Annotated in this window: 17 protein-coding genes and 1 rRNA gene; 6 read left to right on the plus strand and 12 right to left on the minus strand. The window is 68.0% G+C overall.

The features are described from left to right. Positions 1–1,275: 1,275 nt before the first annotated feature. Positions 1,276–1,848 carry a M48 metallopeptidase family protein gene (locus GKO32_RS36365; RefSeq protein ID WP_166459843.1) on the minus strand — a complete coding sequence of 191 codons (573 nt, stop codon included), beginning with the start codon at positions 1,846–1,848 and terminating at the stop codon, positions 1,276–1,278. Between the two features lie 164 nt (positions 1,849–2,012). On the opposite strand from GKO32_RS36365, the gene GKO32_RS36370 reads away from it, so the two are divergent. The 3 genes from GKO32_RS36370 (at position 2,013) to GKO32_RS36380 (ending at position 5,546) form a co-directional block, all read left to right on the plus strand. Then, positions 2,013–3,065: a ThiF family adenylyltransferase gene (locus tag GKO32_RS36370; protein WP_154761455.1), complete on the plus strand. Its 1,053-nt coding sequence runs from the start codon at positions 2,013–2,015 to the stop codon at positions 3,063–3,065. A gap of 57 nt (positions 3,066–3,122) precedes the next feature. After that, positions 3,123–4,478, plus strand: a complete 1,356-nt coding sequence (locus tag GKO32_RS36375) for an ABC1 kinase family protein (protein WP_312869200.1) — start codon at positions 3,123–3,125, stop codon at positions 4,476–4,478. Positions 4,479–4,592: 114 nt separating this feature from the next. After that, positions 4,593–5,546, plus strand: a complete 954-nt coding sequence (locus tag GKO32_RS36380) for a hypothetical protein (RefSeq protein ID WP_246245295.1) — start codon at positions 4,593–4,595, stop codon at positions 5,544–5,546. Between the two features lie 7 nt (positions 5,547–5,553). Here GKO32_RS36380 and GKO32_RS36385 read toward each other — a convergent pair whose 3' ends face one another. From GKO32_RS36385 to GKO32_RS36410, 6 genes are all read right to left on the minus strand, one after another. Then, entirely contained in the window at positions 5,554–5,727 is a 174-nt protein-coding gene (locus GKO32_RS36385; RefSeq protein ID WP_154761456.1) for a hypothetical protein, read from the minus strand. After that, positions 5,724–6,614, minus strand: coding sequence for a class I SAM-dependent methyltransferase (locus tag GKO32_RS36390; protein WP_154761457.1), 891 nt, complete (start codon positions 6,612–6,614; stop codon positions 5,724–5,726). Before GKO32_RS36390 ends, GKO32_RS36385 begins: the two co-directional genes overlap by 4 nt. A gap of 1,165 nt (positions 6,615–7,779) precedes the next feature. Further along, positions 7,780–8,025, minus strand: a complete 246-nt coding sequence (locus GKO32_RS36395) for a hypothetical protein (protein ID WP_154761458.1) — start codon at positions 8,023–8,025, stop codon at positions 7,780–7,782. Then, a complete protein-coding gene (locus GKO32_RS36400; RefSeq protein ID WP_154761459.1) occupies positions 8,022–8,444 on the minus strand; it encodes a WhiB family transcriptional regulator in 423 nt (140 codons plus the stop codon). The genes GKO32_RS36395 and GKO32_RS36400 overlap by 4 nt, the downstream gene beginning before the upstream one ends. A gap of 119 nt (positions 8,445–8,563) precedes the next feature. After that, the gene (locus tag GKO32_RS36405; RefSeq protein WP_154761460.1) at positions 8,564–8,818 is read right to left on the minus strand and encodes a hypothetical protein; all 255 of its coding nucleotides are present in this window, start codon (positions 8,816–8,818) and stop codon (positions 8,564–8,566) included. Positions 8,819–9,007: 189 nt separating this feature from the next. Then, positions 9,008–11,089: an ATP-dependent DNA helicase UvrD2 gene (locus tag GKO32_RS36410; RefSeq protein WP_312869202.1), complete on the minus strand. Its 2,082-nt coding sequence runs from the start codon at positions 11,087–11,089 to the stop codon at positions 9,008–9,010. Positions 11,090–11,153: 64 nt separating this feature from the next. On the opposite strand from GKO32_RS36410, the gene GKO32_RS36415 reads away from it, so the two are divergent. After that, on the plus strand, positions 11,154–11,882 hold the full coding sequence (locus GKO32_RS36415) for a DUF4191 domain-containing protein (protein ID WP_154761461.1): 729 nt from the start codon (positions 11,154–11,156) through the stop codon (positions 11,880–11,882). Between the two features lie 4 nt (positions 11,883–11,886). Here the strand turns inward: GKO32_RS36415 and GKO32_RS36420 are convergent, their stop codons facing one another. Then, positions 11,887–12,372 carry an RDD family protein gene (locus GKO32_RS36420; protein WP_312869203.1) on the minus strand — a complete coding sequence of 162 codons (486 nt, stop codon included), beginning with the start codon at positions 12,370–12,372 and terminating at the stop codon, positions 11,887–11,889. Between the two features lie 173 nt (positions 12,373–12,545). On the opposite strand from GKO32_RS36420, the gene glnA reads away from it, so the two are divergent. Further along, the gene (gene glnA / locus GKO32_RS36425; protein WP_312869205.1) at positions 12,546–13,970 is read left to right on the plus strand and encodes a type I glutamate--ammonia ligase; all 1,425 of its coding nucleotides are present in this window, start codon (positions 12,546–12,548) and stop codon (positions 13,968–13,970) included. A 225-nt stretch (positions 13,971–14,195) separates the two neighbouring features. Then, the gene (locus GKO32_RS36430) at positions 14,196–15,230 is read left to right on the plus strand and encodes a polyprenyl synthetase family protein (protein WP_246245297.1); all 1,035 of its coding nucleotides are present in this window, start codon (positions 14,196–14,198) and stop codon (positions 15,228–15,230) included. Between the two features lie 50 nt (positions 15,231–15,280). Here the strand turns inward: GKO32_RS36430 and GKO32_RS36435 are convergent, their stop codons facing one another. The 4 genes from GKO32_RS36435 to rrf all read right to left on the minus strand — a co-directional run. Beyond that, the gene (locus tag GKO32_RS36435; protein ID WP_376766038.1) at positions 15,281–15,763 is read right to left on the minus strand and encodes an acyl-CoA thioesterase; all 483 of its coding nucleotides are present in this window, start codon (positions 15,761–15,763) and stop codon (positions 15,281–15,283) included. 34 nt (positions 15,764–15,797) lie between these two features. After that, positions 15,798–18,779, minus strand: a complete 2,982-nt coding sequence (locus tag GKO32_RS36440) for a bifunctional [glutamine synthetase] adenylyltransferase/[glutamine synthetase]-adenylyl-L-tyrosine phosphorylase (protein WP_154761464.1) — start codon at positions 18,777–18,779, stop codon at positions 15,798–15,800. A 32-nt stretch (positions 18,780–18,811) separates the two neighbouring features. Continuing rightward, a complete protein-coding gene (locus GKO32_RS36445; RefSeq protein ID WP_312869206.1) occupies positions 18,812–19,570 on the minus strand; it encodes a type 1 glutamine amidotransferase in 759 nt (252 codons plus the stop codon). A 139-nt stretch (positions 19,571–19,709) separates the two neighbouring features. After that, positions 19,710–19,803: ribosomal RNA gene (gene rrf, locus GKO32_RS36450) — 5S ribosomal RNA — on the minus strand; the annotation flags it as partial.

A 19,803-nucleotide genomic window follows, 5' to 3' on the forward strand; every position in this document is an offset into this window, starting at 1 on the left:
CGGCTGCCCTTTCAGCTGGCCTCGCACCTGCACCGTCACGCCTACCGAGGGCCTAGACACATGCACGGTTGTCCCTCCCCGGCGACCCCGTACCAACGCTGTTGCCCTTCCGCTCAGCCGTTCCCTGCACGGTGCCCGTTCCGAGGGCGGCCGGACTGGCATGGTTGGCCCCTACAGGGCGGCCTCGGTATCTCCGCGGTTTGTCCCTTCCGGGCGGCCCGGTACTGAGCGCTGTTCCCTCTTCCGGGCGGCCCCGGTATCTCCGCACTTGTCCCTCCCCGGGCAGCCCCGACACCTGCACAGTCACCCCTTTCGGCCGACCGGTACCTCCGCGGTTGCCCTTCCGGGCAGGCTTGCCCCTGCACGGTTGCCCTATTGGCCCAGTCGGCCAGACACGACACCGCTTCCGGAGCGGCCCCGTACCCGCACCTTTTTCCCGCCCCGGCGGGTGGTCCCGCGCACGGTTGCCCCCTTGGGCGGGTCCGGACCTGCACGGTTACACCGTCTGGGCGGCCCGGTACCTGCACGGTTGCCCCTGCCCGGCCTCACCGGGTACAAGCACGGTTCCCGCTTCCGGGCCCCCCGTACGGACACGGTCAACTCCGCCACCCCAGGGCGTCCCGTAGACCGCCCCGCCCTGCGTTCCGCCGGCTGTCGGCCTGTGCGGCACGATTCTGGCCAGCCCACCAGCTCGTGCGGCGCAGGCCGTCAGCCCGGCGGCGCAGGTGCTCGCATAGCCAGGCAGTCCATGCGGCACACGTCCTTCGCACACCCCACCCTCGCGATCCGAGCTGTGTGCCACCGTCGGCACCGCGTGAGCGCTGTGTGCTGCCCGCTCAAGACAGCCGAAGAGCCACGCAACCCACGGTTCCCACCACCTAGCCACACCACCGCACCAAGCAAGCGACCTATGCCTTCCCTCGGCCCAGTGACCACAAGCCAGCAGGCACGCGCACGCCCGGCTGCCGCCAAAGAACCGCTGCACAGGGTTGCCGCCCGGCACGCCAACCAGGCAAATGCGTCGCGGGAATCAGCCCAGTCACCAGCTCAGCCAACCGACCACACCACGTCGCCTCAAGCCATCTCGTGCGCCTCAAGCCGACCCGCCCAGGCACACACCCGAGCATCCGGTCGGTGCCAGCATCGCCACTCGCCGCTCCATCGCATGATCCCGCTCAGAGCAAGACCACCGCCGATGCGCGCCGGCGATGCCTCCAGACAGCGCCGCCCTGCGGCGCCTACTCTCGCCCTAGCTCACCTCCCCCAGCACAGCGCTCACTCCTCGTTGTCCAGCACGCTGATCCCCCAGCCCGCCGCGGCCGAAAGACCCTCCAGATACCCGATCGCCCTGTCCGCTTTCGGGTAGCGCTTGACCAGAGCCCAGAACGTCGAGTCGTGCCCGGGCACGCGCAGATGCGCGAGTTCGTGCACGAGGACGTAGTCGAGCACCCACGGCGGCACTTGCAGCAGCCGCTCACTGACCCGGATTGTCCGTTCGGTCGGCGTGCACGACGCCCACCGCGTGCGCATGGGCGGCACCCACCGCACGCTCGCCGGCAACGCCCTTTTGTCCAGGTAGCGCGCTGACAACTGGGCGCAGCGCGCGAGCAGCGCCGCGTCCGACTCCCTCGGTGGTGACGCGCGCCGCGATTCGGTGCGCTGCAGTTTGCGCTCCATCTCCGCGACCCACCGTTTCTCCTCTGCCCGGCTCATCCCGGCGGGGACGAGCACAACCAGCGTGTCTCCGTCGCGGTAGGCGGAGATCGTGCTTCGCCGCCGCGCGCTGCGCCGTATTTCGACTTTCTGCTGCGGGTTCGCCACCTGCTCGGTTTTGTCCCGGCCCCTCAGCGAGGGCACCCGTGCGTTCGCCACTCGTCCACGGTAAAGGCAGCCACCGACAACCTGGGAGCCCTTGGGCCGAGACGGGCCTGGTTATCCACATCGAACTCTCCCTGTGGATAACTGCTGTGTTCAGCTGGCGCTCTTGTAGTCGGCTTGTCACCGTATGTGGCATGGCGAAACCATCGACCCGCAGCGCGGAACCCCGCCTGCCCAAACGCCCCCGGCTGAGAGCCGGCCTGGCGGTATACGACCGATCTCCGGGCGAGATCCAGATCGGGCTCGATCCCCGGCATGCGATGGTGGCCACTGAGCTGAGCCCAGATCTGGTGCGGGCCGTGCGCAGTCTCGACGGACGGCACCGGACCGATGAGCTGCTCGCGATGGCGACCGCCGAGAACACCGACTACCTGCGCGAACTCATCACGGACCTCACCCGCCTCGGCCTCGTCGAGGAGTCGTGGACGCCGGCCGGGCAACGACGCACGGCAGGCGAGGTCGGAATGTGGTCGCTGCGGGCGCGGCAATCCGGTGCGGACAGCTTCGTCAGACGGGCGCACAGCGCAGTCGTCCTGTACGGCGCCGGCCGGTTGACCATCGCCATCGCCACGCTGCTCGCCACTTCCGGCGTCGGACACGTGCAGGTCGAGGCGGACGGGGTGGTCGGCGAGCTGGACACCGGGAGTGGGTACCTCGACTCCGACATCGGCCGGCAGCGCCGCGCGGCCGCACGGGACGCTGTCAGCCGCGCGAACCCGGCGGTCAAGCAAACCAGGCTTCGCGGTGATCGCCAGCCGGAGCTCGTCGTGCTGGCCGACGCGATCGTGCCCGCGCCGGAAGTCGTGAAGATGCTGTTGCACGAAGGCATTCCGCACCTACCGGTGCGCGTCCGCGAAGGTGTCGGCATCGTCGGGCCGCTGGTGTACCCGGGCCGCAGCACGTGCCTTGGCTGCGCGGACCTGCATCGCAAGTCGATGGACCCGCAATGGCCGACGGTGGCCGGGCAGCTCGCCGGTCGCAGTCAGCAGGCCGACTTGTGCAGCGTGCAGACCACCGCTGGGATGGCCGTAGGTCAGGTACTCCGCGTACTCGACCACATGGGAGGTCCGCCGCCGCCGGCATGGAACACGACGATCGAGATCGACCCCCATGGAGGCGCCGTCAGTCATCGCCCGTGGCCGCCAAATCCGGCTTGTAGCTGCGGGGCGCGGTCGCCACAGAGCTGAGCGAGTACATCAGCTGGAGGCTGCGCGGGGGATCATCAACAAGGCAGAATCATTCAGGTGACAACGGACTTCCACGATCGCGACGACGAGAGCGGTCCCGGCATTCCGCGCCGGACCGCAGCGAGGACAGCGAAACTGGCCAGCCTTCCACTCGGTATCGCCGGGCGGGCCGTCGGCGGCTGGGGACGCCGCCTGACCGGTCAGAGCGCGGAGGAAGTCAGCGCGAACCTGTCGGCCAAGGCGGCCGAGCAGCTGTTCGAGGTGCTGGGCACGCTCAAGGGCGGCGCGATGAAGTTCGGTCAGACGCTGAGTGTGTTCGAAGCGGCTGTGCCGGACGAGATGGCCGCGCCATACCGGGACGCGCTCACCCGGCTCCAGGCAGCCGCGCCACCTATGTCGGCCAAGCAGTCGCACCGGATGCTGGCCGAGCAACTAGGACGTGGCTGGCGGGACAGGTTCACCGAATTCGACGACGATCCCACGGCAGCAGCCAGCATCGGGCAAGTGCATCGGGCTGTCTGGCACGACGGCCGCGAAGTCGCGGTCAAGGTTCAGTACCCGGGCGCCGACCTGGCACTACGCAGTGATCTTCGGCAGCTACAGCGGTTCAGCCGCCTGTTCCAGGCGCTTGTCCCGGGCACCGAGGTGAAGCCGCTGCTCGCCGAACTCTCGGCACGGATGGACGAAGAGCTGGACTACCGCCACGAGGCCGACAACCAGCGCGCCTTCGCGGCAGCGTTTGAAGGTGACGAGCGGGTTCGCATCCCCCACGTCGTGGCGAGTGCGCCGAAGGTGCTCGTGACCGAGTGGATGAGCGGCACGCCGCTGGCCAAGATCATCGCGGGCGGCGACAAGGCGACCCGTGACTCCGTTGGCACGATGCTCGCCGAATTCCATTATTCCTCGCCGGCGAAAGCCGGGCTGCTGCATTCCGATCCGCACCCCGGTAATTTCCTGCTCCTGGAGGACGGGCGGCTCGGGGTGATCGACTTCGGCGCGGTCGCCAAGTTGCCGCATGGCATTCCGCCGAACCTGGGCGGAATGACGCGGCTGGCACTCGACGGGCGGTCGGCCGAGCTCATGGAGCTACTGCGGAAGTCTGGTTTTGTCCGGCCGGGCAGCGATTTGCGCGCCGAGGATGTGCTCGCCTATCTGGGGCCCTTCACCGAACCACTGGCAAACGAACGCTTCCATTTCACCCGTAAGTGGATGCAGCAGCAGGCGATGCGCGTCGGCGACACGCGGGGCCCGGACTTCCGTGTGGGCAGGTCGCTGAATCTACCGCCGGAATACCTGCTGATTCACCGCGTCACGGCTGGGTCGACAGGCGTTCTCTGTCAACTGGATGCCGAGATTCCTGCACGGGCAATCGTGGAACGGTGGCAACCCGGCTTCGCTGACGAGGCCATTTGACCTTATCCACAGGTGAACTGGATTTTCGCGCAAAATAGCCATTCGCATCTGCGAGTTATCCACAATTTTCGAACACGGGTTCCCTGAACCCCGATCCGACGGCAAGCTGGATGCATGGCCCGATTGACCTCCGCAGAACTGGCGACCCTAGCTGCGCCCGAAACGGACAGCGTCACGACGAACACCCGGCTGCGCAACGCCGGCGTGACGGCGCATGCCATCGCTTCACGATGCCGCGCCGGCGGTCCATGGCGCCGAGTGCTGCCGGGCGTCATCCAACTCGGCGACGAAAAGCTGTCCCGGCGGCAACAGCTTCGCGCGGCGATGTTTTATGGCGGCGCGGGTTCGATCGTCACCGGCGTCGATGCGCTGCGGGCACAAGGTATCCGAGTACCACCGCCGCGCCATGTGCACACGCTGGTGCCGATCCACCGGCGAGTCCACTCGCAGGACTTCGTGCGCCTCGAACGAACATCCCGGCTGCCCGATCCGTTCTGGGACGAGGGCATCGCGTTCGCTCCGCCCGCCCGCGCGACGATCGACATCGCCCGTCGCGAAACAGCGCCGGAACGTCTCCGCAGGTTGCTAGGACTTCCGATCTACTATGGACTGTGCACATCGGACGATCTGCGGGCCGAATTGGATGCGGGTAACCAGCGAGGCACAGCATCCGTCCGGGACATGCTGCGCAGTCTGAGCCGGTTCACCGGCGAGACATACTTGCAGGGCCTCGCCCGCGGACTGCTCGAAAGCGTGCCACTTCCGCCGCCGGTGTGGAACGTGACTATTTGCGACGCGCTGGGGCGGCCGATCGGCGTGGTGGACGCATGGTGGGACGAGGTCGCGCTCGGCTGGCAACTCGGCGTGGACGCGTGGGGACGGAGCGGCCCGAAGATGAACCACCTTGCCCTCACTGCGGCTGACGTGATCCTGGTACGTACCACTCCGGACCAGCTGCGGGCAGAGGGCGGCTCGGTTGCGCGGCAGTTGGCCAGCGCGTTCGCGCACGCAGCAAAGCGAAGGCGGCCGAGAGTCCGCGCTCTCGGCTCGGTTCCTGCGGCGGTATGAATGGCAACTACCAATATTCGGCTGGGAGCCTGCCTTCGATGTCCCGGGTGTGTTCGCGAGCGCACCGCAGGCACAACCATCGGACGCCGCCGCGATCGCGCTCGGACACCCAGGCGAGCGCGAGCGCCGGCTCCTCCTCCGCCTCGCGCGCCGCACCACACCTGGTGCAGATCGTGGTCACGGCTTTAGTCCGAAGTGGACGGTCCGGGTGCTGAGCATGTAAAGGTCGTCCCGGCTGCCGAGGTAGTGCGGGTCGCGGGGGTCCAGCAGGCGCCCCACGGTCTGTCGGTCCTCTTCGCCTATGCCGTCGTCGATCGTCTCGGCCAGCCGGGCGAGGCGAGTGATCACGAACTGGCGGACCTGGTCGGTCGGTGGAGCCGGATGATCGGTGAGCACCGTGAAGGAGCTGACGTGAGCCAACCCGGCTCGGGCCAGTGCAGTGGTCCAGCCGTAGGGCATACGAACGGCGCCGTCCATTGACGCACGCATCGCGCCGAACCACTCGTCCCGCACCGCGAGAAGCCGACGTTCGAGGCCTGGGTCGCCGATACCTAGGTCCCACGGCAAGGTCTGGCTCTCGAGCCCGCCCTCGGCCACAGCGAGCACGCCACCAGGCGCCAGCGCCGAGGCCAGGCTGGTGATCCCGGCTTGCTGATCGGGCAGGTGATGGATCATCGACGCCGCCCAAATCAGGTCGGCCGGCGGGACGAGGTCCTTGAGCGTTTTGGTTGCCACATCAGCCTGAACGGTCCTGATCTCGACCGTTGGTCCCGCCGCGCCGGACACCGTCGAGGCAGCTGTCGCGGCGGCCGTTGTCAGCAACTCCGGTACCGCATCGACCAGGAGGAGGACGCCACCGCCACGCACGCCAAGAGCAGCCGCCAACGCGGCACTCATCCCACCCGCGCCCGACCCGACATCGACGATGGTCGCCCCGTCGGGGAGTCCGTCCGTCAGCCGCGCGGCGATCGCCGCAAAGGCGTCGGCGTCGAGCTCATCGACCTGGCGCAGGTCAGGGATGCGCGCGGCCCAGTCGATGTGGTCGTGAGTGTGCGCATGCGCCGCCATGGGCCCATTCAACACGACGCGACAACGCGAGCAAGACCCTTCCGCCGCCACGACCCAGAGCAGACATCGCCTTGATCGCGCCAGAGAACTCTGGCGGCGCCGTGCGTGATTTCCGGCCAAACCCGGTGGTACTGCCCGCAAGCGCTGCCCACAAACCCGCCCGCGACACGGCCGCAACTCAGCCGCCCCGCACCCGCGCACCCCTGCTTTCGGACGACCAGCTCACGCCGGCCCCCGACACCGACGTGCAGGCCCCGCGCTGACCAGGCCCAGCGCCGTGCGCCCGCCAGGCGTGCGGCCACCGCCGGGTCCGGCGCCCACCGTCGAACGGGCGACTTCAGCCTCGGCGGCACAGCCGGGTACACCCAAGCTCAGCCACGCCCGCCGAAACGGCCGTCCCCCGACCCACGAGCGCTGCGCCAACCACCCCCAAGCGCTGCGCGCGGTCACCGCGGCACTAGCCCGACACCACCCGCGTACAAACGCGGGCACGTCCACCGAACCAATGGGCACAGGCCCACCAGCGCTGCCAATCACGCCAAGCGCTGCGCCCGACCACCCCAACGACTCGCCGCACCAACACGGCACAGGTGGTGTGCAGTCAGCGCGCCACCAGCCCACCGACTTCCCACACCACCACGCCCGAGTGCGGTGCGCGGCCAGCCACCGCGCTACCAGCTTTCCGCGCCAACGCCCAAGAGCCTTATGCGGTCATCGCGCCATCAGGCCCCACCGAACCAGCAGCCTCACACCGACGACACCCCAGCGCGGGCGCGACCACCGCAACAGGCCCACCAAACCAACAGGCTCACCCAGCCACACGAAAGCGCGGCCCCGACCACCGGACCAACACGAAACCACCAGCTCGTCGCACCAACAAGCCCACACCACAAGCCGGGCCCATCAGCCCCGCACCAACCACCCAAACGCGGCGCACAGCCGGCACACCACCAGACCCACCGCACCATCAGACCCACCGCACCACCAGACCCTCCACACCATCAGACCCTCCGGCCTCGGCCACTTGGCCCGGCACCGGCTGCACCCAAGCGCGGCGCGCAGCCAGCACACCAAGGCCCCGCCGCACCCCACGGCCGCACAACCGAACATCGGCGGAGTGGCGCGCGGCCGCAGGATCGGCGGCCGCGCGCCATGAGGGGTGTGGTCAGGAACGGTGGTGCCGGGCGCGCCGGGCGGCCCAGTAGGCCATCCGGTCCCATCTGCGGGCCGCGCGGTGGTGGCCGCGTTCCTGTTGCGCACGGATTTCCCGGCGCAGGTCCTGTATTCGGGCTCTGGCCAGTTCTTCGTACATCAACATCTGCGTGATCTCCTTGGTCAGGATGGGCGCCGAACTCGGGTTGGCGTCCACTGTTTCTGGCTTTTCACTGGTGCGGAACAGCGCGGCGTTCATGCGGCGGCGCTCCGGCGCTCGGTCGAGCTTCGCTGCTCGAGAGGCTGTTCCACAGCCGACCGCTCCGCGGCCGGGTGCTCCACGACCGGGTGCTTGCGCGGGCGGCCCCGCGGGCGTTTCCTCGCGACTACGGCGCCGCGCTCAAAGATCTCGCCGCCCCAGACGCCCCATGGCTCGCGCCGGGCGACGGCGCCCGCCAGGCAGGACTGCCGGATCGGGCAGGCGCCGCACAGGCGCTTCGCCCGCTCCAGGTCCGCCGGAGTCTCCGCGAACCACAGGTCGGCGTCCCCGGACCGGCACGGCAGGTCCAGTTCCGGTGAGACAGCCGCGTCGAGCAGATCGCCGGTCCCCACAGCCGCGGGGCCGGTGAACTCGGCGGGTAACGCCCCCTCTGACGCGAAGGCGATTGCCGATGACATTCCCATTCTCCCTTGTGTAGTAACAGTTTTCGGTTCTGACGGGTACCGCACAAAACACGAAGGCCGCGGATCCGATGTACGGTTCCGCGGCCTTCGTGAGCCTGTTCCCTGAACGGGTATCAGGGACTTCGCTCAAGCGGAGGATGCGGAACATGGAACTTCGGCTGCTCGTACGTCGGCAGCACAACGGCGACTGGCGCCAGCCCGGCATCGAAGACACGGCGGCGTTCGGCGACAAGGCGCGTCTGACTCCCCGCGGACAGCACACTTTCCTTGCCCCAGCGCACACCGGTGCCATGGCGGCCGGCTGCACCCATCGAAGCGGCGCAGGACAGCGCAGTGCCAGGGTTACCGATCGTGGTGGTGATCTTCATTCCAGGCGCCTCCTTTCGCTGTCCATCGCTCATCGCCTTCACGACGGGCGGAATCCCCATGAGGGTGGCTACCCACCCAGCCCCTGCAGGCTATTGCCCCTGGCCATACGGCTGCAACCTATTTTCCGAAGACTCTTCGAATCGACGAAGATCAGCGGCTTTCCCGCACGGATCCCGCCTGAAACGCGGTCAATCTCGCTCGCTGTTCACGACCGCCAGCACGTCGTCACCGAAGCGTGAAGCCTTGTTCGGGCCGATACCCGAGATCGCCACCAGGCCGCCCCGGTCGGCGGGCTGCTGCTCGGCGATCGCGATCAGCGTCGCATCGGTGAAGACGACGAACGGCGGCACCTTCAACTCCTTCGCCCGCGTGCCACGCCACTCCTTCAACCGGTCGAGCAGCTCCTCGTCCACATTGGACGGACACCGGCGGCACCGGCCGAGCTTGATCTCCATCGTGTCCAGCACCGGCCCGCCACAAATCCGGCACCGCGGTTTCGCGGCGCCTCGCGACGGCTGGCCACGCGGCGCCCGCGCCGCAGGATGGTGCTCCGGCAGCAACCCGTACAGGAACCGGCTGCGCCGCCGATGCCGCTTGCCGCCCGGATGACGCGACAGCGACCAGGACAGCCACAGGTGCTCCTTCGCCCGCGTGACACCGACATAAAACAGCCGGCGCTCCTCCTCGATGGCCTCGCCGTCACCGTCGGCGTGCAGGATCGGCACCGTGCCCTCGGCGAGCCCGACCAGGAACACCGCGTCCCACTCCAGGCCCTTCGCCGCGTGCAACGACGCCAACGTCACGCCCTCCACCGTCGGCGGATGCTGCGCCGCGGCGCGCTGTTCCAGCTCCGCCACGTACCGCGGCAGATCCGCGCCCTCGACCGTCGCCGCCAGCTCCTCCGCCACCTCGACCAGGGACAGCAACGCGTCCCACCGTTCCTTCGCCGTCCCGCCCGGCGGCGGCTGCTCGGTCAGGCCCACCCGGGACAGCACCGAACGCACCGCTGTCACCAGCTCCGTCGGCGGCGGGTCCGCGGCCGCTGTCCGCAACGAGGCCATCGCCTGCCGGATTTCCCGGCGATCGAAAAACCGCTCCCCGCCACGCACCAGATAAGGAACACCGGCCTCCGTCAGCGCCTGCTCGTAGACCTCGGACTGCGCGTTGACCCGGTACAGGATCGCGATCCCGCTCGCCGCGACCCCCGAGTCGAGGAGCGCGCGGATCCGGGCCGCGACCGCGGCGGCTTCCGTGGGCTCGTCCTCGAACTCGGCGAACCTCGGTTCGGGGCCGGGCGGCCGCTGGCCGAGCAGCCGCAGCCGGGATCCGGCAGGCCGGTTGCGCGCCGCACCGATCACCTTGTTCGCCAGCTCGACGACCTGCGGGGTGGACCGGTAGTCCCGTTCCAGCCGCACCACCGTCGCCTCCGGGAAGCGCCGGGTGAACTCCAGCAGCGGGCGCGGCGACGCCCCGCCGAAGGAGTAGATCGTCTGGTTCGCGTCACCGACGACGGTGAGATCGTCACGCCCGCCCAGCCAGGCGTCGAGCAGGCGCTGCTGCAGCGGCGTCACGTCTTGATATTCATCGACGATGAAGCAGCGGTACCGGTCCCGGAACTCACGGGCGACCTCGCCGTGCTCCTCCAGAATCGCCGTGGTGTGCAGGAGAAGATCGTCGAAGTCGAGCACCTGCGCGGAGTTCTTGAGTTTCTCGTACGCGCGATAAACCTCGGCGACCTGCGGCGGCGCCGCCGGACTGTCCCGCTGGGCACGCGCGGCGACAGCCGGATAGTCCTCAGGACTGACCAGCGACGCCTTGGCCCACTCGATCTCGCTCGCCAGATCCCGCAGGAGTTCGGGCTCCGTGCCGAGACCGGCGCGGTTCGCGGCCTGGCCCACAAGCCGCAGCTTGCCTTCAAGCAGATCCCACGGCCTGTCCCCGATCACACGCGGCCAGAAGTACCGCAGCTGCCGCCGAGCCGCGGCGTGGAACGTCAGCGCCTGCGCGCCTTCCACCCCGAGCGCCCGCAACCGAGTGCGCATCTCGCCCGCGGCGCGGGTGGTGAAGGTGACCGCGAGCACCTGGCCGGCGGCCACGTGACCAGCACCGACGAGATGCGCGATGCGGTGCGTGATCGTCCGCGTCTTGCCCGTGCCCGCGCCGGCGAGCACGCACACCGGCCCCCGCGGCGCGACCGCGGCAGCCCGTTGCTCGGGATCGAGCCCGTCCAGCAGGCCTGGCCGGTGCGTTCGAACGGGTCCGTCAACCACGATGGCATCCTCGCAGAGGGGGCCGACAGATTCCGTGCGGCCCGCCCGCCCGTATCCTGGAGAGATGGCGGGAAAGCAGGACAAAGAAGCTGCCAAGCAGGCGAAGCGGGAGAAGCGCGCGGCGAGCAAGGCTCGGCGCTCGCAGATCTGGGAAGCGTTCAAGATGCAGCGCCGGGAGGACAAGGCGCTCATTCCGTGGATGCTCGGTTCGGTCATCGTCGTCGCCGGCGTGGTGTTCGGTGTCGGGTTTCTGTTCAACGCACAGTGGCTCCTGCTCCCGATCGGCATCGTGCTGGGGATATTGGCCGCGGTGATCATCTTCGGCCGCCGCGTGCAGAAGACCGTGTACGCCAAGGCGGACGGGCAACCGGGCGCGGCCGGCTGGGCCCTGGACAACATGCGCGGCAACTGGCGCGTGACCCAGACCGTCGCCGCCACCACGCAGCTGGACGCGGTGCACCGGGTACTCGGGGGGCCGGGCGTCATCCTGGTCGGCGAGGGGGCGCCGCATCGGGTGAAAAACCTCGTCTCGCAGGAGAAGAAGCGCGTTGCGCGGCTGGTCGGGGAAACCCCGATCTACGAGGTGATCATCGGCAATAACGAGGGTGAGACCCCGCTGCGGCGCCTGCAGCCGAAGCTGATGAAGCTGCCGCGCAACCTCAAACCCGCGCAGGTCGACGCGCTCGAGGCCAAGCTCGCAGCGCTGGGCAACCGGGGTGCGGCGATGCCCAAGGGCCCGATCCCGCAGGGCGCCAAGATGCGCAACGTGCAGCGCACGATCCGCCGCCGCTGACTCCTCAGCGCAGCCGCACCACAACGGTGCCGGTCAGCCGGTCGAGCCAGCTGCGGCCGTCGACGTTACGGATCGCTGCCGGGATGAGCAGGAAGGTCAGTGCGCCGCGCACCACGGCGCGCCACAGTCCCACCATCGACTTGCCATCGAGCCGCGCGACACCTACCCCCGTCATCGCCATCCCGGGTGTGAAGCCGAAGAACGCCACCGGCAGTACGGTGATGACCGCCCACACCAGGATCGACCACAGGTTGTAGTTCTGCATGGCCGCCGTGTCCTGGAGCACCGGGTGCACGAACAGCGAGGTCAGCAGTGAGGCCATGACCAGGTCGAAGACGAGCGCGAGCACCCGTGATCCGCCGCCGGCGGCCGAGCCTGGACCTGCTTCGGGGAGGCCCAGCCGCTCTCCACGCCAGCGCTGCGGCTCCTCTTCACCAGTGCTGAGACCGGTGTGAGAGCCCGACAACCACTCGCCAGTCCATCTCGCCACACATTCAGGGTATGTCGGTGGCAGAATCAGGCGTCCACCTGGTGCGCCGGCCCCGCTGGCAACTCCAGTTAACGTCGCCGAAACATATGGGTGACGGTGGGGCAACACCGCACTTCTAGCTTTAGCCGAAGAGAGTACTGCCCCCGGCGAAACAGTTGAAGGAGTTACAGAGGGTGTCCACTACTCCAGAAGATATCCAACGCCTCATCGTGGATGAGGACGTGCAGTTTGTCGATGTCAGGTTCTGCGACCTGCCGGGCGTCATGCAGCACTTCACCGTCCCCGCGAAGGCTTTCGATGACGAGGCGTTCGCCGAGGGGCTGGCCTTCGACGGTTCGTCGGTCCGCGGTTTCCAGTCGATCCACGAGTCGGACATGCTGCTGTTGCCCGACGCGGAGACCGCGCGAATCGACCCGTTCCGCAAGGAGAAGACGCTCTCGATCAACTTCTTCGTGCACGACCCGTTCACGCGTGAGGCCTACAGCCGGGACCCGCGCAACATCGCGCGCAAGGCCGAGCAGTACATCGCCGAGTCGGGCGTGGCGGACACCGTGTTCTTCGGGCCGGAGGCGGAGTTCTACATCTTCGACTCGGTCCGCTTCAACTCCACCGAGAACGGCACCTTCCACGAGATCGACTCGATCGAAGGCTGGTGGAACACCGGCCGCGAGGAAGAGGGCGGCAACCGCGGTTACAAGACCAAGTACAAGGGCGGCTACTTCCCCGTCCCGCCGGTCGACCACTACGCCGACCTGCGTGACGAGATCAGCCAGAAGCTGATCAACTCCGGTTTCGTGCTCGAGCGCGCGCACCACGAGGTGGGCACCGCCGGCCAGGCCGAGATCAACTACAAGTTCAACACGCTGCTGCACGCCGCGGACGACCTGCAGCTGTTCAAGTACATCGTGAAGAACACCGCGTGGGCGGCGGGCAAGACCGCGACGTTCATGCCGAAGCCGCTGTTCGGCGACAACGGCTCGGGCATGCACTGCCACCAGTCGTTGTGGAAGGACGGCCAGCCGCTGTTCTACGACGAGTCCGGATACGCGGGTCTGAGCGACACCGCCCGGCACTACATCGGCGGCATCCTGGCGCACGCGCCGAGCCTGCTGGCCTTCACGAACCCGACGGTGAACTCGTACCACCGCCTGGTGCCGGGCTACGAGGCGCCGGTCAGCCTGGTGTACTCGCAGCGTAACCGCTCCGCGTGCGTGCGTATCCCGATCACCGGCACGAACGCGAAGGCCAAGCGCATCGAGTTCCGCTGCCCCGACTCCTCGGGCAACCCGTACCTGGCCTTCGCCGCGATGATGATGGCGGGCCTCGACGGCATCAAGAACAAGATCGAGCCGGCGGAGCCGATCGACAAGGACCTCTACGAGCTCCCGCCCGAGGAGGCGAAGGACGTCAAGCAGGTCCCGGCCGACCTGGGCAGCGTCCTCGACAGCCTGGAGTCCGACCACGACTTCCTCACCGAGGGTGGCGTGTTCACGCCCGACCTGATCGAAACCTGGATCTCCCTCAAGCGGGAATCCGAAATCGACCCGCTGCGGCTGCGCCCGCACCCGTACGAATTCGCGCTGTATTACGACGTGTAAATCGTCGCACTGGGAAACAAAGCACGCCGGCGGCGGGGAGCGGAATACGCCCTCGCCGTCGGCGCTCCTTTTTGGGGTAACCCTGCGTAGACCAATAGGACGCACTCCGGTGCGGGGCGGGTGAATCCAGGCGGGCAAACGGGCGGTTGACACGCCACGTGGTTCAGCTTTGGCGGCCTGTCCACTACACCGGGAGATGCCTACCTCGTCCGCAGGAGGTTTCCCTTGCGTACCCTCAGCGCCGAAGATGACCGCGCCGACGCCCCGGATCTGCCCGCCCGGGTCGATCGGGCATTGATGGATTTCCTTGACAGCAAGGCATCGGTGTTCACGGACCCGCCGGCTTTGGCGCGAGTATTCCGCGGAATCCGCGATTTCGTGCTCTCCGGCGGAAAACGGCTCCGGCCGCTGTTCTGTTATCAGGGCTGGCGTGGTGCCGGCGGCACCGATGACGAAGAGGGAGTCGTCGTCGCGGCGGCTTCGTTGGAGCTGTTCCACGCCTTCGCGTTGATCCACGACGACATCATGGACGGCGCCACGATGCGGCGCGGCCGCCCGTCGCTGCACCGGGTGCTCGGGCAGCCATTGGGAATTCTCAGTGGTGACCTGTGCCTGACCTGGTCGCAGGAAATGCTCGACACCTGCCGGCTGCCGGTGCAACGGATCCGCGAGGCGCAGTCGGTACGCCACCAGATGCACACCGAACTCATGACCGGCCAGGCACTGGATCTGCTCGAAGAGACCGCGAACGGCTCGCTTTCCGAAGCGCTGACAATCGTCCGGTACAAGACGGGCAAGTACACTGTGGAGCGTCCATTGCAGATTGGCGCGGTGCTGGCCGGCGGCAAACCCGCCGTACTGCGGGCATATACGGATTTCGGCATCCCGCTGGGTGAAGCCTTTCAACTGCGTGACGATCTGCTCGGCGCGTTCGGTGATCCGACGGTCACCGGAAAGTCCATTATGGACGATCTACGGGAGGGCAAGTCCACGGTGCTGATCGCCGTCGCCCGGCGCGAGGCCACCAGCGAGCAGGCCGACCGGATCCGTGCCCTGTATGGAAAACCTGACCTCGACGAGCGCGAAGCCGAGACGCTGCGTGAGGTCATCACCGACACCGGCGCCCCGGCCGTGGTGGAGCAGATGATCGCCCAGCGGACCGAACGGGCACTGACCGCTTTGGACGGTGCACCGATCGCGGACGATGTGCGGGTCCAGCTGGGTGCCCTGGCCGGCGCGGCAACCGCTCGCGTCGCGTAAGTTGCCAATCCGACCAAAAGTAGGCCAGAAGAGCCGGAAACCCTTACCACTCAGCCCGAATCGCCGTGACTGTGGTCGGATTGGTAACGAACGACACAGTACTCCGCTGTGGAAAGCGCTTTCAGGTCGTACCCCGCCTGCTCGAACCGGCCGCGCGGGTCGTCGACGAGTTTGCGCCGGTCCAGATCCATGAGCCCCAGGGTGCAGGTCAGCTCGGCGGACAAGGTCTGATCCGACTTGTAGATGTGCTGCTGCATCTGAAAGGTTTTCCCGGTACCGAACTTGGCATCGCAGGTGACCTCTACGGTTTCGCCCGCCCGGATTTCGCGCCGGTAGACGATGTTCGATGCCAGTAGTACCGGTGAGATGCGCTGATCGTCCAACGCGGTGCTGTCTCCGGCGGCGTTCTCCAGCAGTTCTATGCGCGCCACCTCCCCGTACGAGTGGTACACGGCATGATTGAGATGACCGAGGACGTCCAGTTCGTACTGTCGTACCTTGATCCGCGTCCGGAAGGGTTCGCGTTCGCTCACCAGTTCACTGTAACCGGGCGGTTTTCGAGCGGGTTCAGTCCTCGAAGAACACGCGTTCGACCGCTGCATGCGCTCTGCGGGTTGTCCTGCGGTAGTAGTCGAGGAACTCGCCCGGGTCTTCTTCGTCACTGTGGCCCATGACACGGGCGACGGCGGCAAGATCGCGACCGCTGCCGGGCACCTGGTCGGCCGCTTTCCCACGCACCAACATCGTCGCGTTCCGGACGTGCGTGGCGAGCAACCACGTTTCGGTGAGGGCCTGTGCGTCCGCGGGGTCGAGCAGACCCGCTTCGGTCAGCGCGGCGAGTGCGCCTGGCGTGGAAGTGGTGCGCAGCGTCGGCACTTCGTGCGCATGCCGTAACTGCAGCAGCTGCACGGTCCACTCGACGTCGGCCAGTCCGCCGCGGCCAAGCTTGGTGTTGAGGGTCGGGTCGCTGCCACGCGGAATGCGCTCGGTCTGCACACGCGCCTTCATCCGGCGAACCTCCCGGACGCGCGCGGCGTCGAGCCCGCCCTCGGGGTACCGAGTCGCGTCCACCATCTCGATGAAGCGCTTGCCCAGCTCGGCATCGCCCGCGATGTACCGGGCACGCAGCAGCGCCTGCGCTTCCCACACCTCGCCCCAGCGCGCGTAGTAGGCGCGATACGACTCGAGCGTGCGAACCAGTGGGCCGCCCCGGCCCTCGGGTCGCAGGTCTGCGTCGACCTCCAACGGCGGATCCGCGCTGGGCTCCCCGAGCCTCTTGCGGACAATCTCCGCGACCGATGAAGCGAACCGGACCGCTTCGCCGTCTTCGGCGCCCTCGTCGGCTTCACAGACGAACAGCACGTCGGCGTCGGAGCCGTAACCGAGTTCGGCACCACCGAGCCTGCCCATGCCGATGACCGCGATTTTCGCCGGGGCACGGCCGAGTTCGGCATGCCGCTGGCTGATCGCCGCGGCGAGCGCGCTCTGCAGCACCGCGGCCCACACACTCGACAACGCTTCGCAGACCGCGCGCACATCCAGCAGGCCGAGCAGATCCGCGGCGGCGACCCGCAAGACCTCGTGCCGCCGCAACGATCGCGCCGCCGCGACCGCCGCCTTCATGCCCGGTTGCCGTCGCACGGTGGCACGCAAGGAATTCGCGACCTCCACGGGGTCGCGGCCCGCAAGCTGCACCGGATCACCGAGCAGCCGCAACACTTCCGGAGCACGCATCAACAGGTCCGGAACCAGCTTCGACGTCCCGAGCAGGCACGTCAGCCGTTCGACGACCGCGCCCTCGTCACGCAGAACCCTGAGGTACCAAGGGGTTTCTTCAAGGGCCTCGGACACCTTGCGGTAGGCGAGCAGGCCCCCGTCCGGGTCGGGGGTGTCGGCGAGCAGGTCGAGGATCACCGGCAGCAGGGCGTGCTGGATCGAAGCCCGTCGCGTAACGCCCGCGGTGAGCGCCCGGATGTGCTGCAGTGCGCCGTCGGGAGCCGCATATCCGAGGGCGGTCAGCCGCTGCGCCGCCTGTTTCGTGTTGAGGCGCAAGGCTTCGCTCGGCACACTGGCGACGGACTGCAGCAGGGGGCGGTAGAAGAGTTTCTCGTGCAGCCTCCGGATCCGCTGCACACACCGGCGGAAGTCGGCGAGGAGCACCGCCGCCTCACTGCGACCACGTTCGGGCCGGATGCCGATCGCGCGGGCGAGGACCCGCAGCTCCGCGGTTTCGGAGGCATCGGGGAACAAATGGGTGCGGCGCAGGCGACGCAGCTGCAGCCGGTGTTCGACGGTGCGCAGGAACTCGTAGGACTTCTCGAGTTCGGCCGCGTCGTCACGACCGACGTAACCACCGGCGCCGAGCGCCCGGAGAGCGTCCATTGTGGACCGAAGTCTCAGTTCGGTGTCCGCGCGGCCGTGGACCAGCTGGAGCAGCTGAACCGCGAACTCGACGTCACGCAGCCCGCCGCGGCCGAGTTTCAGTTCCCGGTCGGCGAGATCGGCGGGCACGTGCTTCTCCACGCGCCGGCGCATCTGCTGGACATCGTTGACGAAGTTCTCGCGCTCCGCGGCCGACCAGACGACCTCGTCCACCATGTCGATGTAGCGGGCGCCGAGTTCGGCGTCCCCGGTGACGGCCCGTGCCTTGAGCAACGCCTGGAATTCCCAGGTGCGAGCCCATTTCTGGTAGTAGGCGGTATGCCCGTCGAGGGTGCGGACGAGCGCGCCGGCCTTGCCTTCCGGTCGCAATGCCGCGTCCACTTCGAAGCAGGCATTGTTGACCACGCGCATCATCGTGCTCGCGAGCCTCGTCGCGAGCTGCAGATCACCCTCGCCGACGAAGATGACGTCAACGTCGCTCACGTAGTTCAGCTCGCGCCCACCGCATTTTCCCATGGCGATGACGGCCAGCTGCGTCCCGTCCAGATCCTTGCCGGCGAGCTCGGCGTGTGCGACGGCGAGCCCGGCGATGAGCGCCGCCTCGGCAAGGACGGTGAGCCTTCCGGTCACTTCGGTGTAGGACGGCTCGTCGAGCTTGGGTTCGACGACGTGACCGAGATCCGCCGCCGCGATTTCGAGCAGCAGGCCGCGGTATCCGGTCTTCAGCGCCTGTTCCGCGACCGTGCCTGTGAGCGGCTCGGTGTCCTCCGCGTGCACAGCGGTGAGGAGTTCGTCGGCGAAGCTGCCGGGTTCGTTGCACTCGTCCCGGGTGAGCCGCCGCCACTCCCCCGGCGAACCGACGAGGAAGTCGCCGAGTGCGGTTGACGTGCCGAGCACGCCGATCAGCCGGCCGCGCAATCCCACGTCTTCGCACAACGCGGCGGACAGGGCGGGCCAGCCTTCGGGGTCCGCTTCGCGGATCCGGTCGAGGCCGCGCAACGCGAGATCCGGATCGGCTGATCGAGACAAGGCGATGAGGACATCCGTGCTCGACTGCTCGGGCCCCCCGCCGGTCCACCAGCCCGCGGCACACAACAGCCCCTCGGCCCGGTCGTCGGTGAAGCCGTACCGTGCGGGGGACGCGGCCCCGCGTGCTTGCTCAACCATCAGGTTCCACCGTAGCCCTCCGCCGGCCGCGATCAGGCGAGCGGAAGAGTGCCGCGGGGTGTGGGCGCCGCGGGTTTGAGCGCGCCGGCCGCAAGATCCACGAAACGCGCGGCGAACGGTCGCCAGGTGTCGGCGAGGTCTTGGTGGATTTGGCTGAGCGTGGCGGTGTCGAAGGCACCGGGCTTGGCGGTGGCGGCCATCTCCGGTGCGTGCCGTGCCCAGGACTGGACGACTTCGACGGTCGTCTCGATGTGGAACTGCACCCCGTAAGCGCATTGCCCGAGGCGGAAGGCCTGGTGGGGGTACTTGGGCGAGGACGCGAGCAGGACCGCACTCGCCGGCAGTCGGCTGATCTCGCCCGCGTGGAAGTGCATGACGTCCGGCATCAGTGGTAGCTCCGCGAACAGCGGATCGGTCCAGGCGGCGTCTTTCTTCGCGATGAGGTGCGCGCCGACTTCGGGGCCGTTCGCGCCTTTGCTGACCTGGCCACCGGTGGCGACGGCAAGGAGCTGGGAGCCGAGGCAGATGCCGAGCGTCGGAAGCGCGGTGCGGGCTCCGGTGGCGAGGAGATCGCGTACCCGTTTGAGCCACGGGTGTGCCGCGTCGTCTTCGGCGTTCATGCCGCCGCCGAGACAGATGAGTCCTTGGTAGCCGTCGAGCCGGGCCGGAAGTTCGTCGGCCGGCGGCTGACGGATGTCGAGTTCCGCACCGGCCGCAGTGAGCCAGTCGCCCAGCGGGCCGATGGGGCCGGTTGCGTCGGGCTGAAGGACGAGAAGGCGCGGTGCGGTCACAAATTCAGGATACGGACTTTAGGTCAGTTTCGAATGTCAGGCGCGACCGGGGCAGGGACGCATTCGGGCCCTGAAAATGCCTCGAGGCCCTGGGGTTCCGTTGTCGGGTTTTCCCAGGGCCTCGAGGGCTTGAAAAGAAGTTCGGCGGTGTCCTACTCTCCCACACCCTGGCGGGTGCAGTACCATCGGCGCTGGTGGGCTTAGCTTCCGGGTTCGGAAAGGGACCGGGCGTT

This window comes from Amycolatopsis pithecellobii, assembly GCF_009707865.1.
Classification (GTDB): Bacteria; Actinomycetota; Actinomycetes; order Mycobacteriales; family Pseudonocardiaceae; genus Amycolatopsis_E; species Amycolatopsis_E pithecellobii.

What these genes read in the sequence shown, in the direction of transcription:
- GKO32_RS36440 (WP_154761464.1), bottom strand. Translation starts at nt 18,779, where the DNA reads ATGGTTGAGCAAGCACGCGGGGCCGCGTCCCCCGCACGGTACGGCTTC.
- GKO32_RS36380 (WP_246245295.1), top strand. Translation starts at nt 4,593, where the DNA reads ATGGCCCGATTGACCTCCGCAGAACTGGCGACCCTAGCTGCGCCCGAA.
- GKO32_RS36405 (WP_154761460.1), bottom strand. Translation starts at nt 8,818, where the DNA reads ATGAAGATCACCACCACGATCGGTAACCCTGGCACTGCGCTGTCCTGC.
- GKO32_RS36395 (WP_154761458.1), bottom strand. Translation starts at nt 8,025, where the DNA reads ATGAACGCCGCGCTGTTCCGCACCAGTGAAAAGCCAGAAACAGTGGAC.
- GKO32_RS36400 (WP_154761459.1), bottom strand. Translation starts at nt 8,444, where the DNA reads ATGTCATCGGCAATCGCCTTCGCGTCAGAGGGGGCGTTACCCGCCGAG.
- GKO32_RS36390 (WP_154761457.1), bottom strand. Translation starts at nt 6,614, where the DNA reads ATGGCGGCGCATGCGCACACTCACGACCACATCGACTGGGCCGCGCGC.
- GKO32_RS36370 (WP_154761455.1), top strand. Translation starts at nt 2,013, where the DNA reads ATGGCGAAACCATCGACCCGCAGCGCGGAACCCCGCCTGCCCAAACGC.
- GKO32_RS36415 (WP_154761461.1), top strand. Translation starts at nt 11,154, where the DNA reads ATGGCGGGAAAGCAGGACAAAGAAGCTGCCAAGCAGGCGAAGCGGGAG.